Here is a 23,277-nt window from a genome sequence, read left to right as displayed (position 1 = left end):
TATTGCGGATTTTCCACGATTAGTTTTTCGGAAACCTCGCTATCATGGCGAACGCTTCCAAACGGCGGCACCACGAGGGAAACCTTGGGTGCCGTTTTTTATAGTTCTAAAGGGCATACTCGATGGATACCTTTATCCAACAAATTCTTAACGGCCTGGTGCTGGGCAGTATGTATGCGCTGGTCGCCCTCGGTTATACGATGGTGTACGGCGTGCTGAACCTGATTAACTTCGCCCACGGCGACGTGCTGATGATCGGCGCGATGATCGGCCTCTCCATCCTGAATTTGTTGGGCGTGTATGCGCCTGGCCTGCCAGGCTATGTCCAACTGGGCATCGCCATTATCGGCGCGATTCCGGCATGTATGCTCGTGAATATCCTGATCGAGCGCATCGCCTACCGCCGCTTGCGCAACGCGCCGCGCCTCGCTCCGCTGATCACCGCCATTGGCGTGTCCTACCTGCTCCAGACTTTCGCCATGATGATCTGGGGCCGCAACCCGCTGCCATTCCCGCAACTGCTGCCGACCGAACCAATCATGGTGGGCGGCGCCGTGATCACGGTGACCCAGGTGCTGCTGCTGGTGCTGGCTGCCATTTCGATGTTCGGCCTGGTGATGCTGGTGGAGCGCACCCGGATGGGGCGTGCAATGCGCGCCGTAGCCGAGAATCCGCGCGTGGCCGGCCTGATGGGCGTGGACTCGAACAAGATCATCGTCGCAACCTTCGCGATCGGCGCGGCACTGGCTGCCGTGGCAGGCGTGATGTGGGGCGCCAACTATGCCTCCATCCAGTTTGCGATGGGCTTCATGCCTGGACTGAAGGCTTTCTGCGCTGCGGTGCTGGGCGGTATCGGCAATATCTACGGCGCCATGATCGGCGGCATCGTGCTGGGCATTATCGAGGCTCTCGGCGCCGGCTATATCGGTGAACTCACCGGCGGGTTCCTGGGTTCGCACTACCAGGATATCTTCGCCTTCATCGTACTGATCCTGGTGTTGACGGTGCGTCCGTCCGGCATCATGGGCGAACGCGTGGCCGACCGCGCCTGATGGGGATGTGACTATGTTGAACTTTAACATTCAAAAAAATCCAAAGCAGGCCTACATCAGTTTGGCGCTGCTGTTGGCCGCGTTGATCATCTTCCCGTTCGCGGCCGCGCCTTTCGGTAATTCGTGGGTGCGTATTGCCGACCTGGCGCTGCTGTACATCATGCTGGCCGTGGGCCTGAATATCGTGGTGGGCTTTGCCGGCCTGCTGGACCTGGGCTACATCGCGTTCTACGCGGTGGGCGCTTACATGACCGGCCTCCTGGCATCGCCGCAGTTCGCGACCGTGCTGGAATCGTTGATCAACATGAATCCCGCCGTTGGCGAGGCGCTGGCGGCAGTGTTGGGTGAAGACATCCGCACCAACGGCATTCACCTGTCGGTATGGGTGATCGTGCCGATGGCTGCTGCCCTGGCGGGCCTGTTCGGTGCGCTGCTCGGCGCGCCGACGCTGAAGCTGCGCGGCGACTACCTGGCCATCGTGACGCTGGGCTTCGGTGAAATCATCCGTATCTTCATGAACAACCTGAATGATCCGGTCAATATCACCAACGGCCCGCAGGGCATCAACCTGATCGACCCGATCCGCGTGTTCGGCGTGAACCTGGCCGGCGAGCAGGGCTCGCGCGCCACGGTGTTCATCGGCAGCTTCTCGATGCCTTCGGTGAACGCCTACTACTTCCTGTTCCTGGTGCTGACTATCGCGACTGTGTTTGTCACTTCGCGTCTGCAGCACTCGCGCCTGGGCCGTGCCTGGGTGGCGATCCGCGAAGACGAAATCGCGGCAAAGGCAATGGGCATCAATACGCGTAACGTGAAGCTGCTGGCGTTTTCGATGGGCGCAACCTTCGGCGGCGTGGCTGGAGCCATGTTCGCTTCCTTCCAGGGCTTCGTTTCGCCGGAATCGTTCTCGCTGACCGAGTCGATCGCGGTGCTGGCGATGGTGGTGCTGGGCGGCATCGGACATATTCCGGGCGTGGTGCTGGGCGGTGCGCTGCTGGCGGCGCTGCCGGAAATCCTGCGCCATGTGGTGGAACCGCTGCAAATGAAACTGTTCGGCAAGGTGCTGATCGAATCCGAAGTGCTGCGCCAGTTGCTGTACGGCCTGGCCATGGTGGTGATCATGCTGACCCGTCCTGCGGGCCTGTGGCCTTCGCCCAAGCATGAAGAGCGTCCGGATGCGGACTCGGACTCCAAAGGCCAGTCGACCGGCGTCATGGCAGCATGAGGTTAGTAGAGATGAACGAACAAGTAATCCTGAATATCGAAGGCGTCAACAAGCGCTTCGGCGGCCTGCAGGCGCTGACCGACGTGCGCATCAAGATCAACAAGGGCCAGATCTACGGCCTGATCGGTCCCAACGGCGCCGGCAAGACCACGTTCTTCAACGTGATCACCGGCCTGTACCAGCCGGATACGGGCACCTTCGAGCTGGCCGGCAAGCCATACTCGCCATCCGCTCCGCACGCGGTAGCCAAGGCAGGCATTGCCCGCACCTTCCAGAACATCCGCCTGTTCGGTGAAATGACCGCGCTGGAAAACGTGATGGTGGGGCGCCACGTGCGCTCGCACCAGGGCGTGTTCGGCGCCATCTTCCGCCACAAGGCTGCGCGTGAAGAAGAGGCGGCAATCCGCAAACGCGCCCAGGAGCTGCTGGACTTCGTCGGCATCGGCCAGTTTGCCAGCCGTACCTCGAAGTACCTGTCATACGGCGACCAGCGCCGCCTGGAGATCGCCCGTGCACTGGCGACCGATCCGCAGTTGCTGGCGCTGGACGAACCGGCGGCCGGCATGAACGCGACCGAGAAACTGGCGCTGCGCGAACTGCTGGTCAAGATCAAGAACGAAGGCAAGACCGTGCTCCTGATTGAGCACGACGTGAAGCTGATGATGGGCCTGTGCGACCGCATCAGCGTGCTGGAATACGGCAAGCTGATTGCCGAAGGCTTGCCCGCCGAAATCCAGAGCAATAAAGCAGTGATTGAAGCCTATCTGGGAGGAGCGCACTGATGGGCGCCAATGTACTGAAAGTTTCGGGCCTGAAGGTCGCCTACGGCGGCATCAAGGCAGTCAAGGGAATCGACCTGGAAGTCAACGAAGGCGAACTGGTCACCCTGATCGGCGCCAATGGCGCCGGCAAGACCACCACGCTGAAGGCGATCACAGGCACCCTGCCGCCGTGCAAAGTGGAGGGCACCGTGGCCTATATCGGCCAGTCGCTGAAAGGCTCGCAGTCCTTCCACCTGGTGGAGAAAAAGCTGGCGATGGTGCCGGAAGGCCGTGGCGTGTTCACCCGCATGACCATCACCGAAAACCTGATGATGGGCGCCTACACCATGAACGACAAGGCCGCGATTGCAGCTGATATCGAGAAATGGTTCGGCGTGTTCCCGCGCCTGAAAGAACGTGCTTCGCAGCTGGCCGGCACCCTGTCCGGCGGCGAGCAGCAGATGCTGGCCATGGCGCGCGCGCTGATGTGCCATCCGCACCTGCTGCTGCTGGACGAGCCTTCCATGGGCCTGTCGCCGATCATGGTCGAGAAGATCTTCGAAGTGATCCGCGACGTGCACAAGCAGGGCATCACCATCCTGCTGGTGGAACAGAACGCCAAGCTGGCGCTGCAAGCGGCCAACCGCGGCTATGTCATGGAATCCGGCTCGGTCACCATGACCGGCAACGCGGAAGACATGCTGCACGACCCGCGCGTCAAGGCCGCCTACCTCGGCGAATAATACTGAAGAGCCCGTGTCACACCTTGGGGGCTGACCCCACGGTGTGACACGGGCTCTTCAGTTTACGCGAGCAGGGCGGCGAAGCGTTCGATGTCGACGTTGCCGCCGCTGATCAGCACACCCACGCGCTTGCCGCGCAGTTCTTCCCTCATCTTTCGTGCTGCCGCGAAGCCCAGGCAGCCGGTCGGCTCGACGACGATCTTCATGCGCGAGGCGAAGAAGCGCATCGCGTCCACCAGTTCCGCATCGCTGACGGTCAGGATGTCGTCCACGTCGCGCTGGATGATGGGGAAGGTCAGCGAGCCGAGGTGCTGCGTTTGCGCGCCATCGGCGATCGTCTTCGGCGTATCGATATGCACGATCGAGCCGCTGCGGAACGATTGCTGCCCGTCGTTGCCGGCTTCCGGCTCCACGCCGTACAGCTTGCACTTCGGCGACAGTGCGCGCGTCGCCAGCGCGGAACCCGAGAGCAGGCCGCCGCCGCCCAGGCAGACGAAGAAGTAATCAAGCTCGCCCACTTCCTCGAACAGTTCCTTGGCCGCAGTGCCCTGGCCGGCAATCACGTCGGCATGGTCGTAAGGCGGAATCAGCGTCATGCCCTTTTCTTCAGCCAGCTTGCGGCCGATGGCTTCGCGGTCTTCCTTGTAGCGGTCATACGTCACCACGTTGCCGCCGTAGCCGCGCGTGGCGGCGATCTTCGATGCCGGGGCGTCTTCGGGCATGATGATCGTGGCCGGAATGCCCAGCAGCTTCGCCGACAACGCAATCGCCTGCGCGTGGTTGCCGGACGAGAAGGCTACCACGCCAGCCTTGCGCTGCGCCTCGTTGAAGCGCGAGAGGGCGTTGAAGCCGCCGCGGAACTTGAAGGCGCCCATGCGCTGCATGTTCTCGGCCTTGAAGAAAATCTCCGCGCCCAATTCTTCGTTGGCGGTGCGGGAGGTCAGCACTGGCGTGCGGTGAGCGTGGCCTTCAATGCGGCCGGCTGCCGCGACGACGTCTTCGTATGTGATGCTCATGGTTCTCCTTCCTTACCAGGGCCAGGGGATGTTCTGGCCCATGTTGTTGGCGAGGGCGCGCTCATATAGCATGCGCACCGTGGTGAGGTCCTGCAGGGCGATGCCCGTCATGTCAAAAATCGTGATGTCGCCCGGCGCGCGTGGCGCTGCGCCCGCACGTGCCGCGATCAGTTCGCCAAGTTCTGCTGCCGGCAGCTCGCTGGCCCATTGCAGTTCGCCGATGTGCCGCGCCTGCGGCAGGTCGTCGGCCCATACGCGGGAGCGCTCCAGCAGCCCCGCGGGCAGCTCGCGCTTGCCTTGCGTGTCGGCGCCGACAGCGTTGATGTGTGTTCCCGCGCGCACTGCATCTGCACTGAACAGCATGCCGTGGCCAGGTGTTGTCGTGATGATTACGTCCGATGCCGCAACTGCTGCATCTGCAGCCGCAGTGCGAGCGCCGCCAGCCAATGCGACCTCGCAGCGCCCGGCGAACAGCGCTTCGAATGCAGGGGCTTGCCGGCCATCGGAACTCACATATCGCACGCGCTTGAGGGAGGGCAGGGCGTGCAGCGCATACTCCACATGTCCACGCGCTTGCACACCGGTGCCGAACACGCACAACTGTTCGCTATCGGCTCGCGCCAACAGCTGAAGCCCAAGCGCGCCTGCAGCAGCGGTGCGTGCGGTCGTCACAGCGTTACCGTCGGCGATGCATAGCGGGCGGCCGGTGCGCGGGTCGATCAGCATGATGGTCGCCTGGTGCGCGTCGCCGCCAGCCTCGCGATTGGCAGGCCAGAAACCAGCGGCTTTAAATCCCAGCAGCTCTTGCGATGGCGCATCGCCAGACTTGATGCCGAACACCGCGCTCCCTGGCAGCTCTTCACGCACCAATGGGAAGACGCGCGCGGCACGCGCTGCGTGCAAGGCAAAGGCTTCGCGCACGGCAGCGTACACGTCGTCCGGTTGCAGCAGCGCGGCGACGACGTCGCGGTCCAGTATCAACAGGCGGGCATCGTTATTTCGCATAGTTGTAGACCGTGGCGCGGGAGACGCCCAAGTGGGCTGCGATGGTTTCCATCGAGCGCCGCATTTCCAATAGGCCTGCGTCGCCCAGTTCACGCAGCAGGGCGCGGCGGTCGTCGGCCTTCAGTGCGCGCGGCGTGGTGGAAAGGCGTGCGGCGAATTGTTCGATATGCGCGCGGATCGCATCTGCACCCGCCGCCGGGGCGAGCGACTCGATCACTGCTGCGGCCGGGTCGACGTTACTGAACTGGCCCAGCATCGCCTGCAGGCTGCGGAACAGGTTCAGGTCCACGTTCATGCAAAGCGCTGCAATGTACTGGCCATCGCTGTCCTTGATGCCGACGGAAGTGCTCTTTGCGGGGCGGCCGTCGGGGAAGGTGTTGGGGTAGTTGGCCAGCACTTGCGGGAACGCCGGATCGGCAATCCGCGCCAGGCCCAGCTCCGTCGCCGGTTCGCCAACCGTGCGGCCGGACAGGTTGTTATGGATGGCCAGCACGGCATGACCCGGATCGAGCAAGTCGTGCAGCACCACTTCAGTGAATGGCGCCAGCGTCCGGCCAAGTCCATCGGCCACATGCTTGATCTGGTCCAGCAGATGCTGCTGTTCGGGAGTGCGTTTTGTCATTAAGACAGATTATCTCGTTTTAGATTAAATGTAAACGAGGCCGCGCTTGGTTGGGCAACTGATCCAGCGGCGTAAACAAAAAAAAGCCCCGGACTTTGCCGGGGCTCGGGAAGGACACCCGCTGAGAGGAAACCACGGATGCCGAGGAGACCTGCGTACAGCGATGCCGCCGGCCGCTGGGGCCGGCGGGTAGATCAATTACTGCTTCTTGGCGCCGTTGGCCGCAACAGCGGTGAACTGGTTCACGGCAGCGTTCACGTTGGCTTCGAAGGTTTCAGCAGCAGCCTTGGCGCTCTTGGTGAACTGCTCGTAGCCGGCGTTGGCGTTGTTCAGGGCGGACTTGAACAGGGCCACGGCGCTTTCGCTGCCGGCTGGGGCGTTCTTGCTCACTTCGTCAACCAGGGAGATCACCTTGCGGTTGGTCTCGGCGATCTGGCTTTCGGCGGCCTTGCTGAATTCAGCGCCGGTGCCGGTTGCGATCGATGCCAGGTGACGGCCGTAAGCGATGGCTTTCTCTGCAACTGGCTGGGCCTGGGCAGCGGTCAGCGTGAAGAACTCTTGCGGGTCCTTGGCAGCCAGCAGCTGCTTGGTAGCGACCGACGATTCTTCCAGCGATGCCTTGGCAGCGGTGATGTTCAGATCGACGAACTTCTCAACGCCTTCGAAGGCTTTGTTGGTCAGCGAAGAAAAGAGTGCGAATTGGCTTTCGAAGTTTGCCTTGGTGGCATTAGAAAACTGCTCAGGAATCGCAAACATTTGACTCTCCAAATAAGTGAATTAGTCGTTGGAACTTGATGTTTCTGCAACGGAAAACAACGCATTGTGCAACGCAACAAAGGCGATTATCCGGGTTCGGGAATCAAAGTCAAGCAGTTTTTGTGCATTGCACAAAGTAACCAACTTCCTGTTGGTAAAGGGTTTCTGGCCAGAAAAGTCATAATTATTGCTGCCCAGCAGGGCATTTGGCCTCGGTGCTAGAATCGCCGGATGCGCTCCCTCTTTTCTCCTATCCCCTTATTCTTCGTTTTCCTCTGGAGTACCGGGTTTATTGTGGCCCGCTATGGCCTGCCTTATGCGCCTCCTCTGACCTTCCTGCTGCTGCGCTTCCTGGGTGTGTTGGCGATCCTGGCGCCGGCCGTGTTGGTGCTGCGCGCGCCGTGGCCGAAAGGGAAGGTTGGCCATGTGGCGGCCGCCGGCCTGTTGCTGCAGGCCGGCTACCTGAGTGGAGTCTGGTGCGCCATCAAACTCGGCATGCCGGCCGGGCTGTCAGCCCTCATCGTGGGCATGCAACCTATCCTGACGGCTTTTGCTGCACCGTTGATTGGTGAGCGGGTGCGTCCGCGCCAATGGCTTGGACTGGCATTCGGACTGGGCGGGGTGGCCCTGGTCGTTTACGCGAAGATCACGCTGGTTGGACTCAGTTGGCAGGCGATTGCATTGGCTGTCTTCGCCTTGTTGTCGATTACGGCCGGTACGCTCTATCAAAAGCACTTTTGTCCCAAGTTCGACCTGCGCACTGGCACCGTGATCCAGTTCGCCACTTCGTTTGCCGCGGTCCTGCCTTTTGCCTGGCTGCTGGAAGACATGGATTCGATTCGGTGGACGCCGCAATTCCTTGGCGCCTGGGCCTGGTCCGTGCTCGCCCTGTCCATCGGTGCGATCTTCCTCCTGTTTGCGCTGATCCGCCGCAGCGACGCGACCCAGGTCACAAGCCTGCTCTATTTGACACCGCCCACCACGGCCATCATGGCCTGGGCCATGTTCGGCGAAGTCCTGAACTGGATGGGCGTTGCCGGTATGGCGCTCGCAGTGATTGGAGTAATATTTGTGGTTAAGCAACCCAGATAGGCGACAATCATGATCAGCTCCCCAGCACAGCAGGCCGTCGACGCGGCCATCACCTCGCGCCGTTCGATCCGCGCATTCCTGCCAACCCCGGTGCCGCGCGAAGATATCGAAGCCATCCTGGAAGTGGCTGCACGCGCACCGTCCGGCACCAATACCCAGCCCTGGCAAGTCTATGTGTTGACTGGCGCCATGAAGGAAGCCCTGTCCGCCAAGATCCTGGCCGCCTATGCCGACCCCGAGCAGAACAAGCTGCACAGCGAGGAATATGCGTACTACCCGCGCGAATGGGTCTCGCCCTACATCGACCGCCGCCGCAAGGTAGGCTGGGACCTTTACGCGCTGCTTGGCCTGACGCGGGAGAACAAGACCGGCATGGCCGCCCAGCATGGCCGCAATTTCGAGTTCTTCGATGCGCCGGTTGGCATGATCTTTACCATCGACCGCATCATGGAACAAGGGTCCTGGCTCGATTATGGAATGTTTTTGCAAAATATCATGGTGGCCGCGCGCGGCCGCGGACTCGATACCTGCCCGCAAGCGGCTTTCACCCAGTACCACCGCATCATCAGCGAGGTGCTGGGCCTGCCGGCCAGCGAAACTGTTGTATGCGGGATGTCGCTTGGTTTTGCAGATAGTGGCAAAATTGAAAACACGTTGGTTACCGAGCGCGAGCCGATTGCCAAATTTGTTAAATTTATGGAGTGAACAAGCTTTCGTTGTAGCCCCGCATCACTATGGGAAATGTGTATTGTGGGGCTGAAAACATTGGTGAAGAAAAGTCCGATTTTGCTTGCGCAGTAAACTGATTTTGCTACACTGCAACTAGCGATTCTGCTGTTTCACACCGGGGAATGACGAATGAACAAACTTGCTATCAGCGTGCTTGTGTCCTTGCTTTGCGCATCGGCTTCAATGGGATCTGCACAAGCGGCCGTCAAGAAAGCTGGTACCCGTTACGCTGCCCCGGCGACGAAATCCCAAATGGTCAAGCGCAGCGTCATTGTGCGTGGCCGTAACAAGATCGTTTACCAGCGCGTGACCAAAGTGCCCGACGTCAGCCGTCCGACCATGGGCGACCTGGCGGGCCTGAACCTGACGCGTGATCCGCTGGACCTGAAATCGAACGTGGCCCTGGTCCTGGACCAGGCCAACTCTGAAGTCCTGTTTGAAAAGAACGCCGGCGTGGCTTTGCCGATCGCCTCGATCACCAAGATGATGACCGGCCTGGTGGTGGTGGAAGCCAACCAGGACCTGGATGAAGAGCTGACCGTGACCGACGAAGACGTCGACCGCGAGAAATTCAGCTCGTCCCGCCTGAAAGTGGGCGACCGCCTGACCCGCCGCAATATGCTGCACATCGCGCTGATGAGTTCGGAAAACCGCGCTGCCTCCGCCCTGGGGCGCAACTATCCGGGCGGCTTGCCTGCTTTCGTGCAGGCGATGAATGAAAAGGCGCAGTCGCTGGGCATGAACGACACCCATTATGTCGATTCCAGCGGCCTGTCCAAGATGAATGTGGCCAGCGCACGCGACCTGGCCAAGCTGGTGCAGGCTGCATACGAACACCCGATCCTGCGCGAATTCTCGACCGACCCGAAAGCCGTGGTGGAAAACAGCGGCCGTCCGGTAACCTTTGGCACCACCAACCGCTTGGTAGCGCCGAACTCGGGCTGGGAAATCGGCTTGCAGAAAACCGGCTTCATCAACGAAGCCGGCCGTTGCATGATCATGCAGGCCATGATTGAAGGCCGCGCCGTCATCATGGTGCTGCTGGATGCCAAGGGCACCGCAGCACGTGTGGCCGACGCCACCCGCATGAAGAAGTGGTTGGCCGCGCTCAAGCCAACCTTCGGTGAAAACGTCAGCGGCGCCAGCACCAGCGCCCAGTCTTACTCGGGTATGTAACCCAGGGTTGCGGAGATCTGGTTGGCGGTATTGACCAGGTCTTCCAGCCAATCATCCTGCAGCCGGTCCGCCGGCGCAGAAATCGACAAGCCTGCTACCAGTTTGCCGGAATCGTCGCGGATGCCGGCCGCCATGCAGCGCACGCCCAGTTCCAGTTCCTCATTGTCACGTGCATAGCCGCGTGCACGCACCAGGCTCAGTTCGCGCTCGAGGCGGGCCAGGTCGGTAATCGAATTCTTGTTGTGGCCGGCCAGCCCGGTGCGGGTGGCATAGGCACGGATCGCCTTTGGCTCGTCCACCGACAGGAACAGCTTGCCGGTCGACGTCAGGTGCAGCGGGCCGCGAGCGCCGATGGCGCGTACCACCTGCATGCCCGAGCGTTCGGAGTAGGCACGGTCGATGTAGACGATCTCGTCACCCTGGCGTACAGACAAGTTGATGGTCTGCTGTGTTTTCTTGTGCAGGGCACGCATCGAATCGAGCGCAGCTTCGCGCACCGACAGGCGGCTCTTCACCACATTTCCGAGTTCCAGCAGGCGCATGCCGAGGCGGTAGGTGCCGGGCTCGACACGGTCGACAAAGCGGGTCACCACCAGGTCGTTCAGGATACGGTGGGCGGTGGAAGGGTGCAGGCCGGAGACCTTGGAAAGCTCCTTCAGGCTGACCGGATCGGGGTATTTCGCCAGGGCGTCAAGCAGGGCCGTCATGCGGTCGATCACCTGGATGGTCGTTTTCGGCTCCTGCGGGGGCAGGGTTTCGCTTTTCATGATGTGGTTGGTGCAGTGCGGTATAAGCAGACTTATTTATACCATGATGTGAAAAAAATGGGAATTCTGTCGCTATAATCCGTGTCCATGGAACCTACTAGTGAATTTAAAAGCAAGAGCGGCCTGAAACGCATTTTTTCGGCCTTTTTTTACTCCCTCGAAGGCCTGCAGACCGCCATCCGCTCTGAACACGCCTTCCGCCAGGAACTCTTCGTTTTCGTGGTCGGCACCATTGCTGCCCTGTTGTTGCCTGTTTCTACCTTCCAAAAACTGGTGTTGATTGGCAGCATGGTCATCGTGCTGATCGTCGAGCTCATCAATTCTGCGATTGAAGCCGTGGTGGACCGCGTTTCGCTGGAACGCCACCCCTTGTCCAAGAATGCCAAGGACTTTGGCAGCGCCGCCGTGCTGCTGGCTTGCCTGCTGTCGGGCGCAACCTGGCTGGTGGTGCTGGTCAATCGCTTCTATTAATTACTTTCCGGTATAACGAACGAAGAAAACATTCGTTCGCATTTATATAAGGGGCAGTTAATCTGGCATCTCCAAACACAAAAGGGGAAACCAGATGCTGTCCAGGAAACTGATTGCCGCCGCCTTGTTCGCCACTGCCGCAGTGGCGCAGGCAGCCGACGTGAGCTTGCTCAACGTCTCCTACGACCCAACCCGCGAACTGTACCAGGACGTCAACACCGCCTTCGCGAAGGAATGGAAAGCCAAGACCGGCGACAACGTGAAGATCAAGCAGTCGCACGGCGGCTCGGGCAAGCAGGCACGCGCCGTGATCGACGGCCTGGAAGCCGATGTGGTCACCCTGGGCCTGGCCTACGACATCGATGCGATCGCCGAAAGGGGCCTGGTGAACAAGGACTGGCAGAAGCGCCTGGCCCATAACGCCACCCCCTACAGCTCCACCATCGTTTTCCTGGTCCGCAAGGGCAACCCGAAAGGCATCAAGGACTGGAACGACCTGGTCAAGCCTGGTGTCGCAGTGATCACCCCGAATCCCAAGACTTCCGGCGGCGCCCGCTGGAACCACCTGGCCGCTTACGGCTACGCCTTGCGCCAGCCTGGCGGCAGCGATGCCACGGCCCGCGAATTCCTGAAAAAACTGTACAAGAACGTACCCGTGCTCGATTCCGGCGCGCGTGGCGCCACCACCACCTTTGTGGAGCGCGGCATCGGCGACGTGCTGATCGCCTGGGAAAACGAAGCCCTGCTGGCGATCAAGGAACTTGGTCCGGACAAGGTGGAAATCGTGGCGCCTTCGGTGTCGATCCTGGCCGAACCGCCGGTCGCTGTGGTCGATAAAGTGGTCGACAAGCGCGGCACGCGCAAAGTGGCCGAGGCCTACCTGAACTTCCTGTACACCGACCAGGCCCAGGCCATCATCGCCAAGAACTACTACCGCCCGGGCATCGAGAAAGAGGCGAAGAAGTACGCCGCCCAATTTCCGAACGTGAAGCTGTTCAAGATCACCGACGTCGCCGGCGACTGGACCACCGCGCAGAAAACGCACTTTGCCGACGGCGGCGTGTTCGACCAGATCTACCAGCCAGGCGCCAAGGTCGCCGGCCAATAACACGCAACGGAGGGCCGCATGGCGATCCAACAACTGAACCAATTCCGCGTCCTGGTCGCGCCAGGCCTGCATAACAGCGGGCCCGATCACTGGCAATCCCGCTGGCAGCGCCTGTACCCGCGCTTCCAGCGGGTAGAGCAGAAGCGCTGGAGCGATCCGGTCCTGCTGCGCTGGGCCGATCGCCTGGATGAAGTACTGGACGAGGACCGCCGCCCGACCCTGATCGTTGCACACAGTTTCGGCTGCCTCACCACCGCATTGAGCCTGTCGCGTTCAACCTCCCCCCACGTGGCGGGCGTCTTGCTGGTGGGGCCTGCCGATCCCGACAAGTTCCAGGTCAGCTCCTTGCTGCCGCACGGCGAACTGCCTTGCCCATCGATCATGGTGGCCAGCACCAACGACCCGTGGATGACGGTGGAGAAAGCCGAGACCTGGGCGGAGCGCTGGGGCAGCGACTTCGTCAACGCCGGAGCGCTGGGGCATATCAACGCTGAATCGGGCTTGGGCGACTGGCGGTTTGGCCAGCGCCTGCTGCAAGTCCTGGCGCAGCGCGCATCGAATTTAACAACGGAGAAGAAGAATGAGTTTACGCCTTGGCGATACCGCACCGGACTTCGAACAGGATTCCAGCATTGGCAGCATCAGGTTTCATGAATGGGCAGGCGATTCCTGGGTCGTCCTGTTCTCGCATCCGGCCGACTTCACGCCGGTCTGCACCACTGAACTGGGCCTGACCGCCAGGCTGAAGCCGGAATTCGACAAGCGCAACGTCAAGGCCGTCGCACTGTCGGTCGACCCGGCCGACAAGCACAAGGAATGGATCAAGGATATCGAGGAGACGCAGCAAACCGTTGTCGGTTTCCCGATCATCGCTGACGCCGACCGCAAGGTGGCCGAGTTGTACGACATGATCCACCCCAACCAGTCGGCCACTGCCACCGTGCGCTCGCTATTCGTGATCGACCCGGCCAAAAAGGTACGGCTGCAGATCACCTATCCGCTCAGCACTGGCCGCAACTTCGATGAAGTGCTTCGCGTGATCGATGCCCTGCAACTGACGGACGGGTACACCGTCGCCACCCCGGGCAACTGGAAAGATGGCGACGACGTGATCATCCCGCTCACCGTGCAGGATCCGGAAGTGATCAAGCAGAAGTACCCGGCAGGCTACAAGGCCCCGCGTCCTTATTTGCGCATTACGCCGCAACCAAACAAGTAAGTTCGCGAAAGACTAGTGCAAATGCTCTGGAAGGCGCCCTTCGGGGCGCTTTTTTTCCTTCAGCATTTCGCGCAGCGCCGCGATCTCGTTGCGCGCGCTGACGATGCACTGGGGATTGTTCTTGCCGCCTGGCGGGGCGAATTCGACAGCCGCCAGGATGCTGGCCTGGATGGCGGACAGTTTGTCGAAGGCTGCCAGCGGTAGGCCCGCATCTTCGAAGTCGGCCATCAGGTGCTTGGCGGTGCAGTAGACAGTGGCCTTTTCGAACTTGGTATAGGCCTGCAAGGCCATTTCGGTCAGGTCGCACAAACGGTCGGTCAGCAACAGAGCATCAGTCATCACACTTCCTCCCTTGGATCGCTTGGGAACAATGTAGCACTTGGTTGAATACAAGCCAATAGCCTTGCAGCTGTTCCATTCATGCAACGTTGGCAGCTGATTCACTTGTCATAAATGAATTATTTCTTTGTGAGTTCAATTGTGCGAGGTTAGTATTTTTTCGCGGCACCAAATAAAAATCGTTAGAGAGATCGGAATTCCTATGAAACGCACCCTCATCGCCAGTGCTGTTTTACTGGCAACATCGCAAGCTTACGCACAAACCGCCGCTCAACCAGCCGCCGAAGAACAGCAGACCGTGGTCGTGCTGGGCTCGCGCGCAACCGCCAAGACCGCGCTGGATACCGCCGCGCCGGTTGGCCTGATCAACGCCAAGGATTTGCAGACTGCCGGCCCGCTGGAACTGGGCAAGCTGCTGCAGACCCTGGACCCGTCGTTCAACTTCTCCACCACCTTCATCAGCGACGGTACCGACATCATTCGCCCTGCGACCCTGCGCTCGCTCGGCCCTGACCAATTGCTGGTGCTGGTGAACGGCAAGCGCCGCCACCAGCAGGCGCTGGTCAACGTGCAGCAGACCATCGGTCGCGGTTCGGCCGGTACCGACATCAACGCGATTCCGCTGTCGGCCATCCACCACATCGAAGTGCTGCGCGACGGCGCGGCCGCCCAGTACGGCTCGGACGCGATTGCCGGCGTGATCAACATCGTGCTGAAGTCGAACGTGAACGAAACTGCCCTCAGCGGCCAGGTCGGCACCACCAAGGAAGGCGACGGCGACATGGTCTCCGGCAGCGTGAACCGCGGCTGGGCGCTGGGCGAAGACGGCGGCTACATCAACCTGTCCCTGGAAGGCCGCAAGCGCGACGAAACCAACCGCGCCGGCCCAGACTCGCTGCGCGTCGATCCACCGCGCGTGACCCAACGCATCGGCGACAGCGACGCCAGGGATGCCTACCTGTGGTGGAACGCGGCGCTGCCGGTCGACAAGGCCAGTGAGTTTTACAGCTTCGGCGGCGTGTCCAAGCGCAAGGGCGATTCGTCCGGCTTCTTCCGCTCCAAAGGCGATGGCCGCAACGTGCCTGCTGTTTATCCGGAAGGCTTCCTGCCGAACATTCGCACCACCGTGAAGGATGCATCGTTCGCCTTCGGCTATCGCCGCGACCTGCCTAACGACTGGAAGGCCGACATCAGCATCAACCACGGCATGAGCGAGCTCGATTTCCACGAGAAGCAGACCATCAACGTCTCCTACTGGTACGAGCCGAAACCGGGCGGCGGCATCTACGCCGAGTCCCCGTTCGAAGCCGACACCGGCAAGCTGAAATTCAACCAGACCACCTTCAACGCCGACGTGAAGGGGCCGGTCAAATTCGGCAGCGAAGAAGTGTTCGTGGCGACCGGCTTCGAATACCGCCGTGACAACTACGAGATTGTCGCAGGCGATCCGGTGTCCTACCAATACGGCCGCACCAACAACCCTGCAATCACCATCCTGAACCAGAATGGCGGCGTAGCGGCTTCCGGCACCCAGGGCTTCCCTGGCTATACCCCGGCCACCGCAGTGGACGAGGGCCGCCACAACATCGCCCTGTTCCTTGACACCGAATACCATCCGGTCAAGGACCTGCTGCTGGGCGCCGCCGTGCGCTACGAGAAGTACTCCGACTTCGGCAACACCGTCACCGGCAAGTTCAGCGCGCGCTGGGACCCGACCAAGCAATTCGGCCTGCGCGGCAGCGTATCGTCCGGCTTCCGCGCGCCAGGCGTGCAGCAGAAGTTCTACAGCTCGGTATCGACCAACCTGAACCAGGCTGGCCAACTGACCGAAACCCTGACCGCGCGCGAGGGCAGCGCTGTGACGACAGCGCTGGGCATCAAGCCGCTGAAGGAAGAAACCTCGCGCAACGCCTCGGTGGGCATGGTGCTGCGTCCAGCGTCGAACATGTCGCTGACCGCTGACCTGTACCAGATCAAGATCAAGGACCGCATCGTGTTTTCCAGCGAGATCTCGCCAGAAGCCGGCGGCGGCCCGATCGCCAACGTGCTGAACCCGCTGGGCGTCGGCCAGGCGCAGTTCTTTACCAACGCAGTCGACACCAAGACTCGCGGCCTGGACATTGTTGCCGACCACACCACCAAGTTCACCTCGTCGACGCTCGTGCTGTCCGGCCAGTTAGGCTTCAACAAGACCGAAGTGACCAAACGCCACTCGCCATCCAGCTTGCTGACCGGCGATCAGTTGTTCAACCAGGCGCAGGTGACTTTGATCGAACGTGGCCAGCCCCGCAAGCACCACGTTGTTGCAGCCGACTACACCATCGGCCAATGGAATGTGAATGCCCGCGCCAACTACTACGGCGAAGTGCAGGGCGAAGGTTTCAGCCCGCTGCAAACCTGGGACGCGAAATGGATCGTCGACTCGAGCATTCGTTACAGCTTTAGCAAGAAGACCACCCTGGCCTTCGGCGTCAACAACCTGTTCGACACTTACCCATCCGAATGGACCAATGGCGGCGACTTCCCGAAACTGGGCTTCAAGTACTGCTGGGAAACCTGCCCATTCGGCGTGAATGGCCGGTCGATGTACCTGAAGTTCGATACCGCTTTCTAAGCAAGTTGGTACTTCCCGTTGCAAGCGCCCCCCGGGGCGCTTTTTTTTTGAAAGTCGGGGTCAGGTCTGGCAATCCGCCAATCGTTAAAGTATGGTAGTCAGACTTTTACCTTTTTTGTCATAAGCAAATAAGGACTTCGTTGTTGAGATATCATGCGATTGCGCATACCCTAGCGGATCTTGGAAGGATTTCGCATGGATCTGTCGTTCATCGTTTCTGGTTTTGTCGTAGGCCTGCTCGTCGGATTGACCGGCGTTGGCGGCGGTTCGCTCATGACGCCGATCCTGACCTTGATGTTCGGGGTTTCGCCCTCGGTGGCGGTTGGCACTGACCTGGCCTTTGCCTCCATTACCAAGACTGCGGGAACGGCCACCCATCGCCTGCGCGGCACCGTGCGCTGGGATATCGTGCGCCTGCTATGCTATGGCGCCCTGCCAGCCGCCCTGGTGGCCACCTATGGCCTCAAGCATTTCGGCGCGCTCGACAGGCAAATCGGCCATTTGATCCGCTTGTGCATCGCCGGTTCCGTCATGCTGACCGTGCTGGCGATCCTGTTCCGCGGGAAAATGCTGGCATGGATGCTGGCCCACCCGGATCGACAGTTGCAGGGCAGGGCGCTGAGCAGCGCCACTATCATTGCAGGCGCCGTGCTGGGCACCCTGGTCACGATTTCCTCCATCGGCGCAGGTGCCGTTGGCGCCACCCTGCTGGTACTGATGTACCCCCGCCTCACCCCGGCCGAAGTGGCCGGCACCGACATCGCCTACGCCGTGCCGCTGACTGCCATCGCCGCAGCAGGGCATTGGTGGCTCGGTTCCATCGACTGGACTTTGCTGCTGACTTTGCTGGTCGGCTCCGTGCCTGGTATTACCATCGGCTCCTGGTTCGCCAAGTCCGTGCCAGAACGCATCTTGCGCGGCATGCTGGCGACAGTCCTGGTGACTGTTGCCGCCAAACTCGTTGCATGACTGCCGATTTGGCATCTAAGCAAATAAAAAAAGGGTAGTTTGGTTTATAACGCATGAATGCGAACATGCGCTCCTGTTAGTCGAAAATGTAATAAGGGAGCAAGCATGTCAGCAGTTGCGTTGCCGACAAGAACGCCGGCAGGCGAGGTCAAAGCCCGCAAAGCGCCATACCGCGTGATGCCCGGCTTCAACTTGTCGCTTGGTTTCACCATTCTGTACCTGACCCTGATCGTCCTGATCCCGCTATCGGCGATCTTCCTCAAGACTTTCACCATGACCTGGGATGGCTTCTGGACGGCCGTCACCTCGGAACGCGTGGTCGCCTCATACAAGCTGACTTTCGGCGCATCCTTCATCGGCGCCTTGCTGAACGTCTTCTTTGGCGGCATCGTGGCATGGGTGCTGGTGCGCTATCAATTCCCGGGCAAGCGCATTGTCGATGCACTGGTCGACCTGCCTTTCGCGCTGCCGACAGCCGTTGCCGGCATCACCCTGACCGCCTTGTATTCCTCCAACGGCTGGTTCGGCCAATATATCGAAGGCGTCCTGGGCATCAAGGTCGCCTTCACCCCGCTGGGCGTGGTTGTTGCGCTGACCTTTATCGGCCTGCCTTTCGTGGTGCGCACCGTGCAGCCGGTGCTGGAAGACGCTGAACGCGAACTGGAAGAAGCGGCCGCCAGCCTTGGTGCCTCGGCCTTCCAGACCTTCCGCCGCGTGGTATTCCCGACCATCCTGCCATCGCTGCTGACCGGCTTTGCACTGGCCTTTGCCCGCGCCACCGGGGAATTCGGCTCTGTCATTTTCATCGCTGGCAATATGCCGCTGGTGTCAGAGATTACACCGCTGTTCATCATCACCAAGCTGGAACAGTACGACTACGCCGGCGCCACGGCCATCGCCGTGGTCATGCTGGTGGCTTCTTTCCTCATGCTGTTGACGATTAACCTGCTGCAGGCATGGTCTCGCGGGAGGAATGCCAAATGAGCGCATCGGTAACGCCAATCCGCCGCGGCGAACTGCCGCAACGCCATGACGTGCTGGAACCGCGCTGGGTGCGCTACGCGCTGATCACCGTGGCGCTGACGTTCCTGACCCTGTTCCTGTTCGTGCCGCTGGTGGCAGTATTCACCGAAGCGCTGAAAAAGGGCTGGGACGTGTATGCCAGCGCCATCCTGGAAGACGACTCGATTGCCGCCATCAAGCTCACGCTGTTGACGGCCGCAATTGCGGTGCCGTTCAACCTGGTGTTCGGCGTGGCAGCTTCCTGGGCCATCACCAAGTTCGAATTCCGCGGCAAGAGCCTGTTGCTGACGCTGATCGACTTGCCGTTCTCGGTGTCGCCGGTGATTTCGGGCCTGATCTACGTGCTGCTGTTCGGTGCCCAGGGCTGGTTCGGACCATGGCTGGCGGAGCACGACATCAAGATCCTGTTCGCCGTGCCGGGCATCGTGCTGGCGACCGTGTTCATCACCTTCCCATTCGTGGCGCGCGAACTGATTCCGCTGATGCAGGCCCAGGGCAGCGAGGAGGAAGAAGCGGCCGTGGTGCTGGGCGCAAACGGCTGGCAGACCTTCTTCCGCGTGACCCTGCCGAACATCAAGTGGGGCCTGCTGTATGGCGTGATCCTGTGTAACGCCCGCGCCATGGGCGAATTCGGCGCGGTGTCGGTGGTGTCGGGCCATATCCGCGGCGAAACCAACACCATGCCGCTGCAGGTCGAGATCCTCTACAACGAATACAACTTTGCCGCCGCCTTTGCCGTGGCCTCGCTGCTGGCATTGCTGGCGCTGGTCACCCTGGCAGTGAAAACCTTTATCGAATGGCGCCTGCACGAAAATTACGGCGACGACGCCAAGGAGCATTGATATGACGATCGCAGTCAAGAACATCAACAAGCGTTTCGGCGACTTCGTCGCACTGGACAATGTATCGCTCGACTTCCCGCAAGGCGAGCTGACCGCGCTGCTCGGCCCATCGGGCTGCGGCAAGACCACGCTGCTGCGCTGCATCGCCGGCCTGGAACACCCGGACTCGGGCCAGGTGCTGCTTGACGGCTCGGATGCGTCCGACCGCCACGTGCGCGAACGCCAGGTCGGTTTCGTGTTCCAGCACTACGCGCTGTTCAAGCACATGACCGTCTTCGAAAACGTGGCCTTCGGCCTGCGCGTCAAGCCGCGCAAGGAACGTCCATCGGAAGAGCAGATCCGCCGCAAGGTGAAAGAGCTGCTGGAGCTGGTGCAGCTGGATTGGCTGGCCGACCGTTACCCGCCGCAGCTCTCCGGCGGCCAACGCCAGCGTATCGCCCTGGCCCGCGCGCTGGCCGTTGAACCGCGCGTGCTGCTGCTCGACGAACCGTTTGGCGCGCTGGATGCCAAGGTGCGCAAGGAACTGCGCCGCTGGCTGCGCCGCCTGCATGATGAACTGCACGTGACGTCGATCTTCGTGACCCACGACCAGGAAGAAGCGCTGGAAGTGGCCGACCGCGTGGTGCTGATGAACAAAGGCCACGTCGAGCAACTGGGTTCGCCGGACGAGGTGTACAACCATCCTGCGTCGCCGTTCGTGTACGGCTTCCTCGGCAACGTCAACGTCTTCCACGGCCGCGTGCATGAAGGCGTGCTGGCCAGCGACGGCGTCGAATTCGACGTGGAAGGCCACGGCAGCGGCAAGGGCACGGCGTACATTCGCCCGCACGACCTGGAGGTCGAACGCTATGTGCCGGGGGCGGAGGGCATCGTGGTCAAGCTGCGCCGCGCACACGCCATCGGCCCATTGGCCCAGCTCGACCTGGAGCGCGCCGACAATGCCCAGATCATCGAAGCCACGATCTCCAATGAACGCTATATCCAGCTTAACCTGAAAGACGGCGAAACCCTGGTGGTGCGGCCCAAGCGCCTGCGCGTCTTTGTCGATGAAGGGGCACATGCATGAACTTCCAGCAGTTACGCTCCGTCCGTGAAGCGGCACGCCGCAACTACAACCTGACCGAAGTGGCCAATGCGCTGTTCACGTCCCAGCCGGGCGTGAGCCGCCAGATCCGCGAACTGGAAGATGAACTGGGCGTCATCATCTTCGAACGCAACGGCAAGCGCCTGACCGGCCTGACCGAGCCTGGCAAAGGCATCCTGAAGATCGTCGACCGCCTGCTGGTGGAAGCGGAAAACCTGCAGCAGGCCAGCCTGGAATTCACCGGCCAGAAAAGCGGCACGCTGACCATCGCAGCGACGCACACTCAGGCGCGCTATGCGCTGCCGAAGGCGGTGTCGCATTTCCGCAATGCGTTCCCGGACGTGCGCATCGCCTTGCAGCAAAGCGCGCCGGACCATATCGCCGAATGGGTCCTGTCGGGCAAGGCCGATATCGGCATTGCCACCGAAGGCCTGTCGCAATTCCCCGACCTGGTGTCCTTCCCGTGCTACCGCTGGAGCCACCTGGTGGTGGTGCCCGATGGCCACCCGCTGCTGACACGTTCGCCGATCCGCCTGGAAGACCTGGCCGAATACCCGCTGATCACCTACGACGTCGGCTTCACCGGCCGTGGCCACATCGATGCCGCTTTCGACAAGGCCGGCGTGCGTCCCGACATCGTGCTGACCGCAATGGATTCAGACGTCATCAAGCAATATGTGGCGCTTGGCCTGGGCGTTGGCCTGGTGGCCTCCATGGCGTTTGACCATGGCCGCGACAAGGGCCTGCGCGCCATTGAAGCATCGCACCTGTTCGCAGCGAATACAACCCGGCTGGCGGTGCGCAAAGGGGCTTACCTGCGTACCTACGCTTATGAATTCATTTCGCAGTTTGCCCCTGATTTGACGCGCGCCGAGATCGAACAGGCCATGCTGGGCGGCGAGGCCTAGAATTCCTCCCAGCCGTCGGCCGTCCCATTGGCCGCGACGGCGCCACGCTTCGGCTTTGCCGGAGAGGCAGGGCGGGCGGCTGCACGCGGCTTGAGCTGGGTGACCACGGCACTGCGGCGTGCCGGCATTGCTTCCTGCACCGATGCGGCGAGGCGGAACACGCTGACGGCCTGCGACAATGACGCAGCCTGCTCCTGCAAGGCGCCTGCTGCAGCGGCAGCTTGCTCCACCAATGCGGCATTTTGCTGGGTGGCGCTGTCCATCTGCACCACGGCCGCATTGATCTGCTGCAGGCCCGAACTCTGTTCGCCGCTGGCAGCCGAGATTTCGCCGATGATGTCGGTCACCTGCTGCACGCTGTTGACCACTTCGCCCATAGTGGCGCCGGCCTGGTCGACCAGCCGGCTGCCTTCCTCGACCTGGGCCACCGAGTTGTCGATCAGGTGCTTGATCTCCTTGGCCGCATTGCCGGCGCGCTGCGCCAGGTTGCGCACTTCCGACGCAACGACGGCAAAGCCGCGCCCCTGTTCGCCGGCACGCGCCGCTTCCACTGCCGCATTCAGCGCCAGGATATTGGTCTGGAAAGCGATGCCGTCGATGACCGAAATGATTTCCACGATCTTGTAGGCCGACTCGTTGATGGCGCTCATCTTGTCGACCACCTGTGCTACCACCGCGCCGCCGCGCCGGGCCACTTCCGAGGCGTTCCCCGCAAGCTGGTTGGCCTGCCTTGCATTGTCGGCGTTCTGGCGCACGGTGGAAGTCAGTTCTTCCATCGACGAGGCGGTTTCCTCCAGCGAGCCGGCTTGCTGCTCGGTGCGCGCCGACAGGTCCATATTGCCGGTGGCGATTTCCGACGAGGCGGTGGAGATGGAATCGGTGGCGCTGCGCACGTTGCCGACGATGCCAACCAGGCTATTGTTCATTTCACGCAAGGCCGCCAGCAGCTTGCCGGTTTCGTCCTGCGAAGTGACGTCGATTTGCTGCGTCAGGTCGCCGGCCGCCACGCTTTCGGCGATGCGCACCGCACGGCCCAGCGGGGCGGTAATGCTGCGCACCAGCCACCAGCCAATGCCGGTCGCCAGCGCCAGGCCGCCGGCGAGCATGCCAATGACCACCAGGCGGAAGCTTGCGTAGCTGGCCTGCGAGGACTCGTAGACCTGTTTGCCGACATCCATCTGCAATTGCACGAGATGGTTGATCAGGTCGCGCACCGGCAGGAAGCTCTCTTTCATGCGGCCGTGCATCTGCGCCTTCATCTTTTCCATATCGCCGGCACGCCCGGCTTCCAGGGCCGGATTCATCCCCTCCTGGAGGAAGCTTGCATGGGCCGCGGCAAAGCGTTCCGCCAGCGATTTTTCTTCATCCGTCATCTTGGTGGCGGCGTAGGCTTTCCAGGTACTGTCGGTTTTGGCCAGGCCTTCTTCGACAGTCTTGACCATTTCCGGCAACGCTGCCGGACCGACGGTGAGGGCGTCGGACATGGCCAGCTGGTTGCGGTTAATCGTGCGGATGACTTCCTGTAACTGGCCCAGCGCGACGAGCCGGTCTTCATAGACGGTCTGCAGCGATGCATTCGTGTTGGCGAGGCTGGCGATGCCGGCAATGCCGATCACCGTCATCATGACCGACAGGATGGCCAGGACCGCTACCAGGCGGGCTTTGATTGTAAGGTTGTTCAGCATGTACGGCTCCGGCCCGCGCAGGTGCGCCGGCATTGTAGGGGGGGAGTTCAACATGCCGCGTGGGCGAGGCG

The 23,277-nt window shown here is 61.3% G+C and carries 24 protein-coding genes; 17 read left to right on the top strand and 7 right to left on the bottom strand.

The genetic code is table 11. The features are described from left to right. The first annotated feature begins 122 nt into the window (after positions 1-122). The 4 genes from ACN9MU_RS25825 to ACN9MU_RS25810 are packed head-to-tail and all read left to right on the top strand — an operon-like array spanning position 123 to position 3,781. Complete coding sequence (locus tag ACN9MU_RS25825) at positions 123-1,052, top strand: branched-chain amino acid ABC transporter permease (protein ID WP_426163973.1); 930 nt, start codon at positions 123-125, stop codon at positions 1,050-1,052. A 13-nt stretch (positions 1,053-1,065) separates the two neighbouring features. Then, positions 1,066-2,277, top strand: coding sequence for an ABC transporter permease subunit (locus ACN9MU_RS25820; RefSeq protein WP_426336303.1), 1,212 nt, complete (start codon positions 1,066-1,068; stop codon positions 2,275-2,277). 11 nt (positions 2,278-2,288) lie between these two features. Next, positions 2,289-3,059: an ABC transporter ATP-binding protein gene (locus tag ACN9MU_RS25815; protein ID WP_426163969.1), complete on the top strand. Its 771-nt coding sequence runs from the start codon at positions 2,289-2,291 to the stop codon at positions 3,057-3,059. Next, entirely contained in the window at positions 3,059-3,781 is a 723-nt protein-coding gene (locus ACN9MU_RS25810) for an ABC transporter ATP-binding protein (protein WP_426343625.1), read from the top strand. Before ACN9MU_RS25815 ends, ACN9MU_RS25810 begins: the two co-directional genes overlap by 1 nt. 62 nt (positions 3,782-3,843) lie before the next feature. Here the strand turns inward: ACN9MU_RS25810 and ACN9MU_RS25805 are convergent, their stop codons facing one another. The 4 genes from ACN9MU_RS25805 to phaP form a co-directional block, all read right to left on the bottom strand. Beyond that, a complete protein-coding gene (locus ACN9MU_RS25805; RefSeq protein ID WP_426163965.1) occupies positions 3,844-4,797 on the bottom strand; it encodes a threo-3-hydroxy-L-aspartate ammonia-lyase in 954 nt (317 codons plus the stop codon). Positions 4,798-4,809: 12 nt separating this feature from the next. Further along, a complete protein-coding gene (locus tag ACN9MU_RS25800) occupies positions 4,810-5,802 on the bottom strand; it encodes an ornithine cyclodeaminase family protein (protein WP_426336301.1) in 993 nt (330 codons plus the stop codon). Continuing rightward, positions 5,792-6,424, bottom strand: coding sequence for a helix-turn-helix transcriptional regulator (locus tag ACN9MU_RS25795; protein WP_426163961.1), 633 nt, complete (start codon positions 6,422-6,424; stop codon positions 5,792-5,794). The genes ACN9MU_RS25800 and ACN9MU_RS25795 overlap by 11 nt, the downstream gene beginning before the upstream one ends. Positions 6,425-6,622: 198 nt before the next feature. After that, positions 6,623-7,180, bottom strand: coding sequence for a TIGR01841 family phasin (gene phaP, locus ACN9MU_RS25790; RefSeq protein WP_426343624.1), 558 nt, complete (start codon positions 7,178-7,180; stop codon positions 6,623-6,625). Between the two features lie 231 nt (positions 7,181-7,411). Here phaP and ACN9MU_RS25785 point away from each other — a divergent pair, with 231 nt between their 5' ends. From ACN9MU_RS25785 to ACN9MU_RS25775, 3 genes are all read left to right on the top strand, one after another. After that, positions 7,412-8,272, top strand: coding sequence for a DMT family transporter (locus ACN9MU_RS25785; RefSeq protein WP_426336299.1), 861 nt, complete (start codon positions 7,412-7,414; stop codon positions 8,270-8,272). Positions 8,273-8,281: 9 nt separating this feature from the next. After that, complete coding sequence (locus ACN9MU_RS25780) at positions 8,282-8,977, top strand: nitroreductase (protein WP_426319010.1); 696 nt, start codon at positions 8,282-8,284, stop codon at positions 8,975-8,977. Between the two features lie 153 nt (positions 8,978-9,130). After that, a complete protein-coding gene (locus ACN9MU_RS25775) occupies positions 9,131-10,177 on the top strand; it encodes a serine hydrolase (protein WP_426163953.1) in 1,047 nt (348 codons plus the stop codon). Here the strand turns inward: ACN9MU_RS25775 and ACN9MU_RS25770 are convergent. Continuing rightward, the gene (locus tag ACN9MU_RS25770) at positions 10,162-10,944 is read right to left on the bottom strand and encodes an IclR family transcriptional regulator (RefSeq protein ID WP_090441755.1); all 783 of its coding nucleotides are present in this window, start codon (positions 10,942-10,944) and stop codon (positions 10,162-10,164) included. The genes ACN9MU_RS25775 and ACN9MU_RS25770 overlap by 16 nt on opposite strands. Positions 10,945-11,031: 87 nt before the next feature. Here ACN9MU_RS25770 and ACN9MU_RS25765 point away from each other — a divergent pair, with 87 nt between their 5' ends. The 4 genes from ACN9MU_RS25765 to ACN9MU_RS25750 all read left to right on the top strand — a co-directional run bounded on the left by ACN9MU_RS25765 (position 11,032) and on the right by ACN9MU_RS25750 (position 13,742). After that, a complete protein-coding gene (locus ACN9MU_RS25765; protein WP_426343623.1) occupies positions 11,032-11,415 on the top strand; it encodes a diacylglycerol kinase in 384 nt (127 codons plus the stop codon). Between the two features lie 94 nt (positions 11,416-11,509). After that, positions 11,510-12,523 (top strand): sulfate ABC transporter substrate-binding protein, encoded by a 1,014-nt coding sequence (locus ACN9MU_RS25760; RefSeq protein WP_426319007.1) that lies wholly within the window; start codon positions 11,510-11,512, stop codon positions 12,521-12,523. An 18-nt stretch (positions 12,524-12,541) separates the two neighbouring features. After that, positions 12,542-13,177 (top strand): RBBP9/YdeN family alpha/beta hydrolase, encoded by a 636-nt coding sequence (locus ACN9MU_RS25755; RefSeq protein WP_426319006.1) that lies wholly within the window; start codon positions 12,542-12,544, stop codon positions 13,175-13,177. Next, a complete protein-coding gene (locus ACN9MU_RS25750) occupies positions 13,104-13,742 on the top strand; it encodes a peroxiredoxin (protein ID WP_426336298.1) in 639 nt (212 codons plus the stop codon). The genes ACN9MU_RS25755 and ACN9MU_RS25750 overlap by 74 nt, the downstream gene beginning before the upstream one ends. Positions 13,743-13,754: 12 nt before the next feature. On the opposite strand, the gene ACN9MU_RS25745 is transcribed toward ACN9MU_RS25750, so the two are convergent. Continuing rightward, positions 13,755-14,081, bottom strand: coding sequence for a hypothetical protein (locus ACN9MU_RS25745; protein ID WP_426163942.1), 327 nt, complete (start codon positions 14,079-14,081; stop codon positions 13,755-13,757). A gap of 202 nt (positions 14,082-14,283) precedes the next feature. Here ACN9MU_RS25745 and ACN9MU_RS25740 point away from each other — a divergent pair, with 202 nt between their 5' ends. From ACN9MU_RS25740 to ACN9MU_RS25715, 6 genes are all read left to right on the top strand, one after another. Beyond that, complete coding sequence (locus tag ACN9MU_RS25740; protein ID WP_426336297.1) at positions 14,284-16,695, top strand: TonB-dependent receptor plug domain-containing protein; 2,412 nt, start codon at positions 14,284-14,286, stop codon at positions 16,693-16,695. 195 nt (positions 16,696-16,890) lie between these two features. After that, entirely contained in the window at positions 16,891-17,664 is a 774-nt protein-coding gene (locus ACN9MU_RS25735) for a sulfite exporter TauE/SafE family protein (RefSeq protein WP_426319004.1), read from the top strand. Between the two features lie 105 nt (positions 17,665-17,769). Further along, positions 17,770-18,648, top strand: a complete 879-nt coding sequence (gene cysT / locus ACN9MU_RS25730) for a sulfate ABC transporter permease subunit CysT (RefSeq protein ID WP_426336296.1) — start codon at positions 17,770-17,772, stop codon at positions 18,646-18,648. After that, positions 18,645-19,529: a sulfate ABC transporter permease subunit CysW gene (gene cysW, locus ACN9MU_RS25725; protein ID WP_426163933.1), complete on the top strand. Its 885-nt coding sequence runs from the start codon at positions 18,645-18,647 to the stop codon at positions 19,527-19,529. Before cysT ends, cysW begins: the two co-directional genes overlap by 4 nt. A 1-nt stretch (position 19,530) precedes the next feature. Next, positions 19,531-20,595: a sulfate/molybdate ABC transporter ATP-binding protein gene (locus ACN9MU_RS25720; RefSeq protein ID WP_426163930.1), complete on the top strand. Its 1,065-nt coding sequence runs from the start codon at positions 19,531-19,533 to the stop codon at positions 20,593-20,595. Next, positions 20,592-21,521 carry a CysB family HTH-type transcriptional regulator gene (locus ACN9MU_RS25715; protein ID WP_426319002.1) on the top strand — a complete coding sequence of 310 codons (930 nt, stop codon included), beginning with the start codon at positions 20,592-20,594 and terminating at the stop codon, positions 21,519-21,521. The genes ACN9MU_RS25720 and ACN9MU_RS25715 overlap by 4 nt, the downstream gene beginning before the upstream one ends. Here ACN9MU_RS25715 and ACN9MU_RS25710 read toward each other — a convergent pair. Next, positions 21,518-23,206, bottom strand: a complete 1,689-nt coding sequence (locus ACN9MU_RS25710) for a methyl-accepting chemotaxis protein (protein ID WP_426319001.1) — start codon at positions 23,204-23,206, stop codon at positions 21,518-21,520. The genes ACN9MU_RS25715 and ACN9MU_RS25710 overlap by 4 nt on opposite strands. Between the last annotated feature and the right edge of the window lie 71 nt (positions 23,207-23,277).

Origin of the sequence: Pseudoduganella sp. R-32 (assembly GCF_049913245.1) — a bacterium.
Classification (GTDB): domain Bacteria; phylum Pseudomonadota; class Gammaproteobacteria; order Burkholderiales; family Burkholderiaceae_D; genus Rugamonas.
The sequence above is the reverse complement of the archived record's forward strand: the minus strand, read 5'-3'. Positions and strand labels throughout refer to the sequence as shown.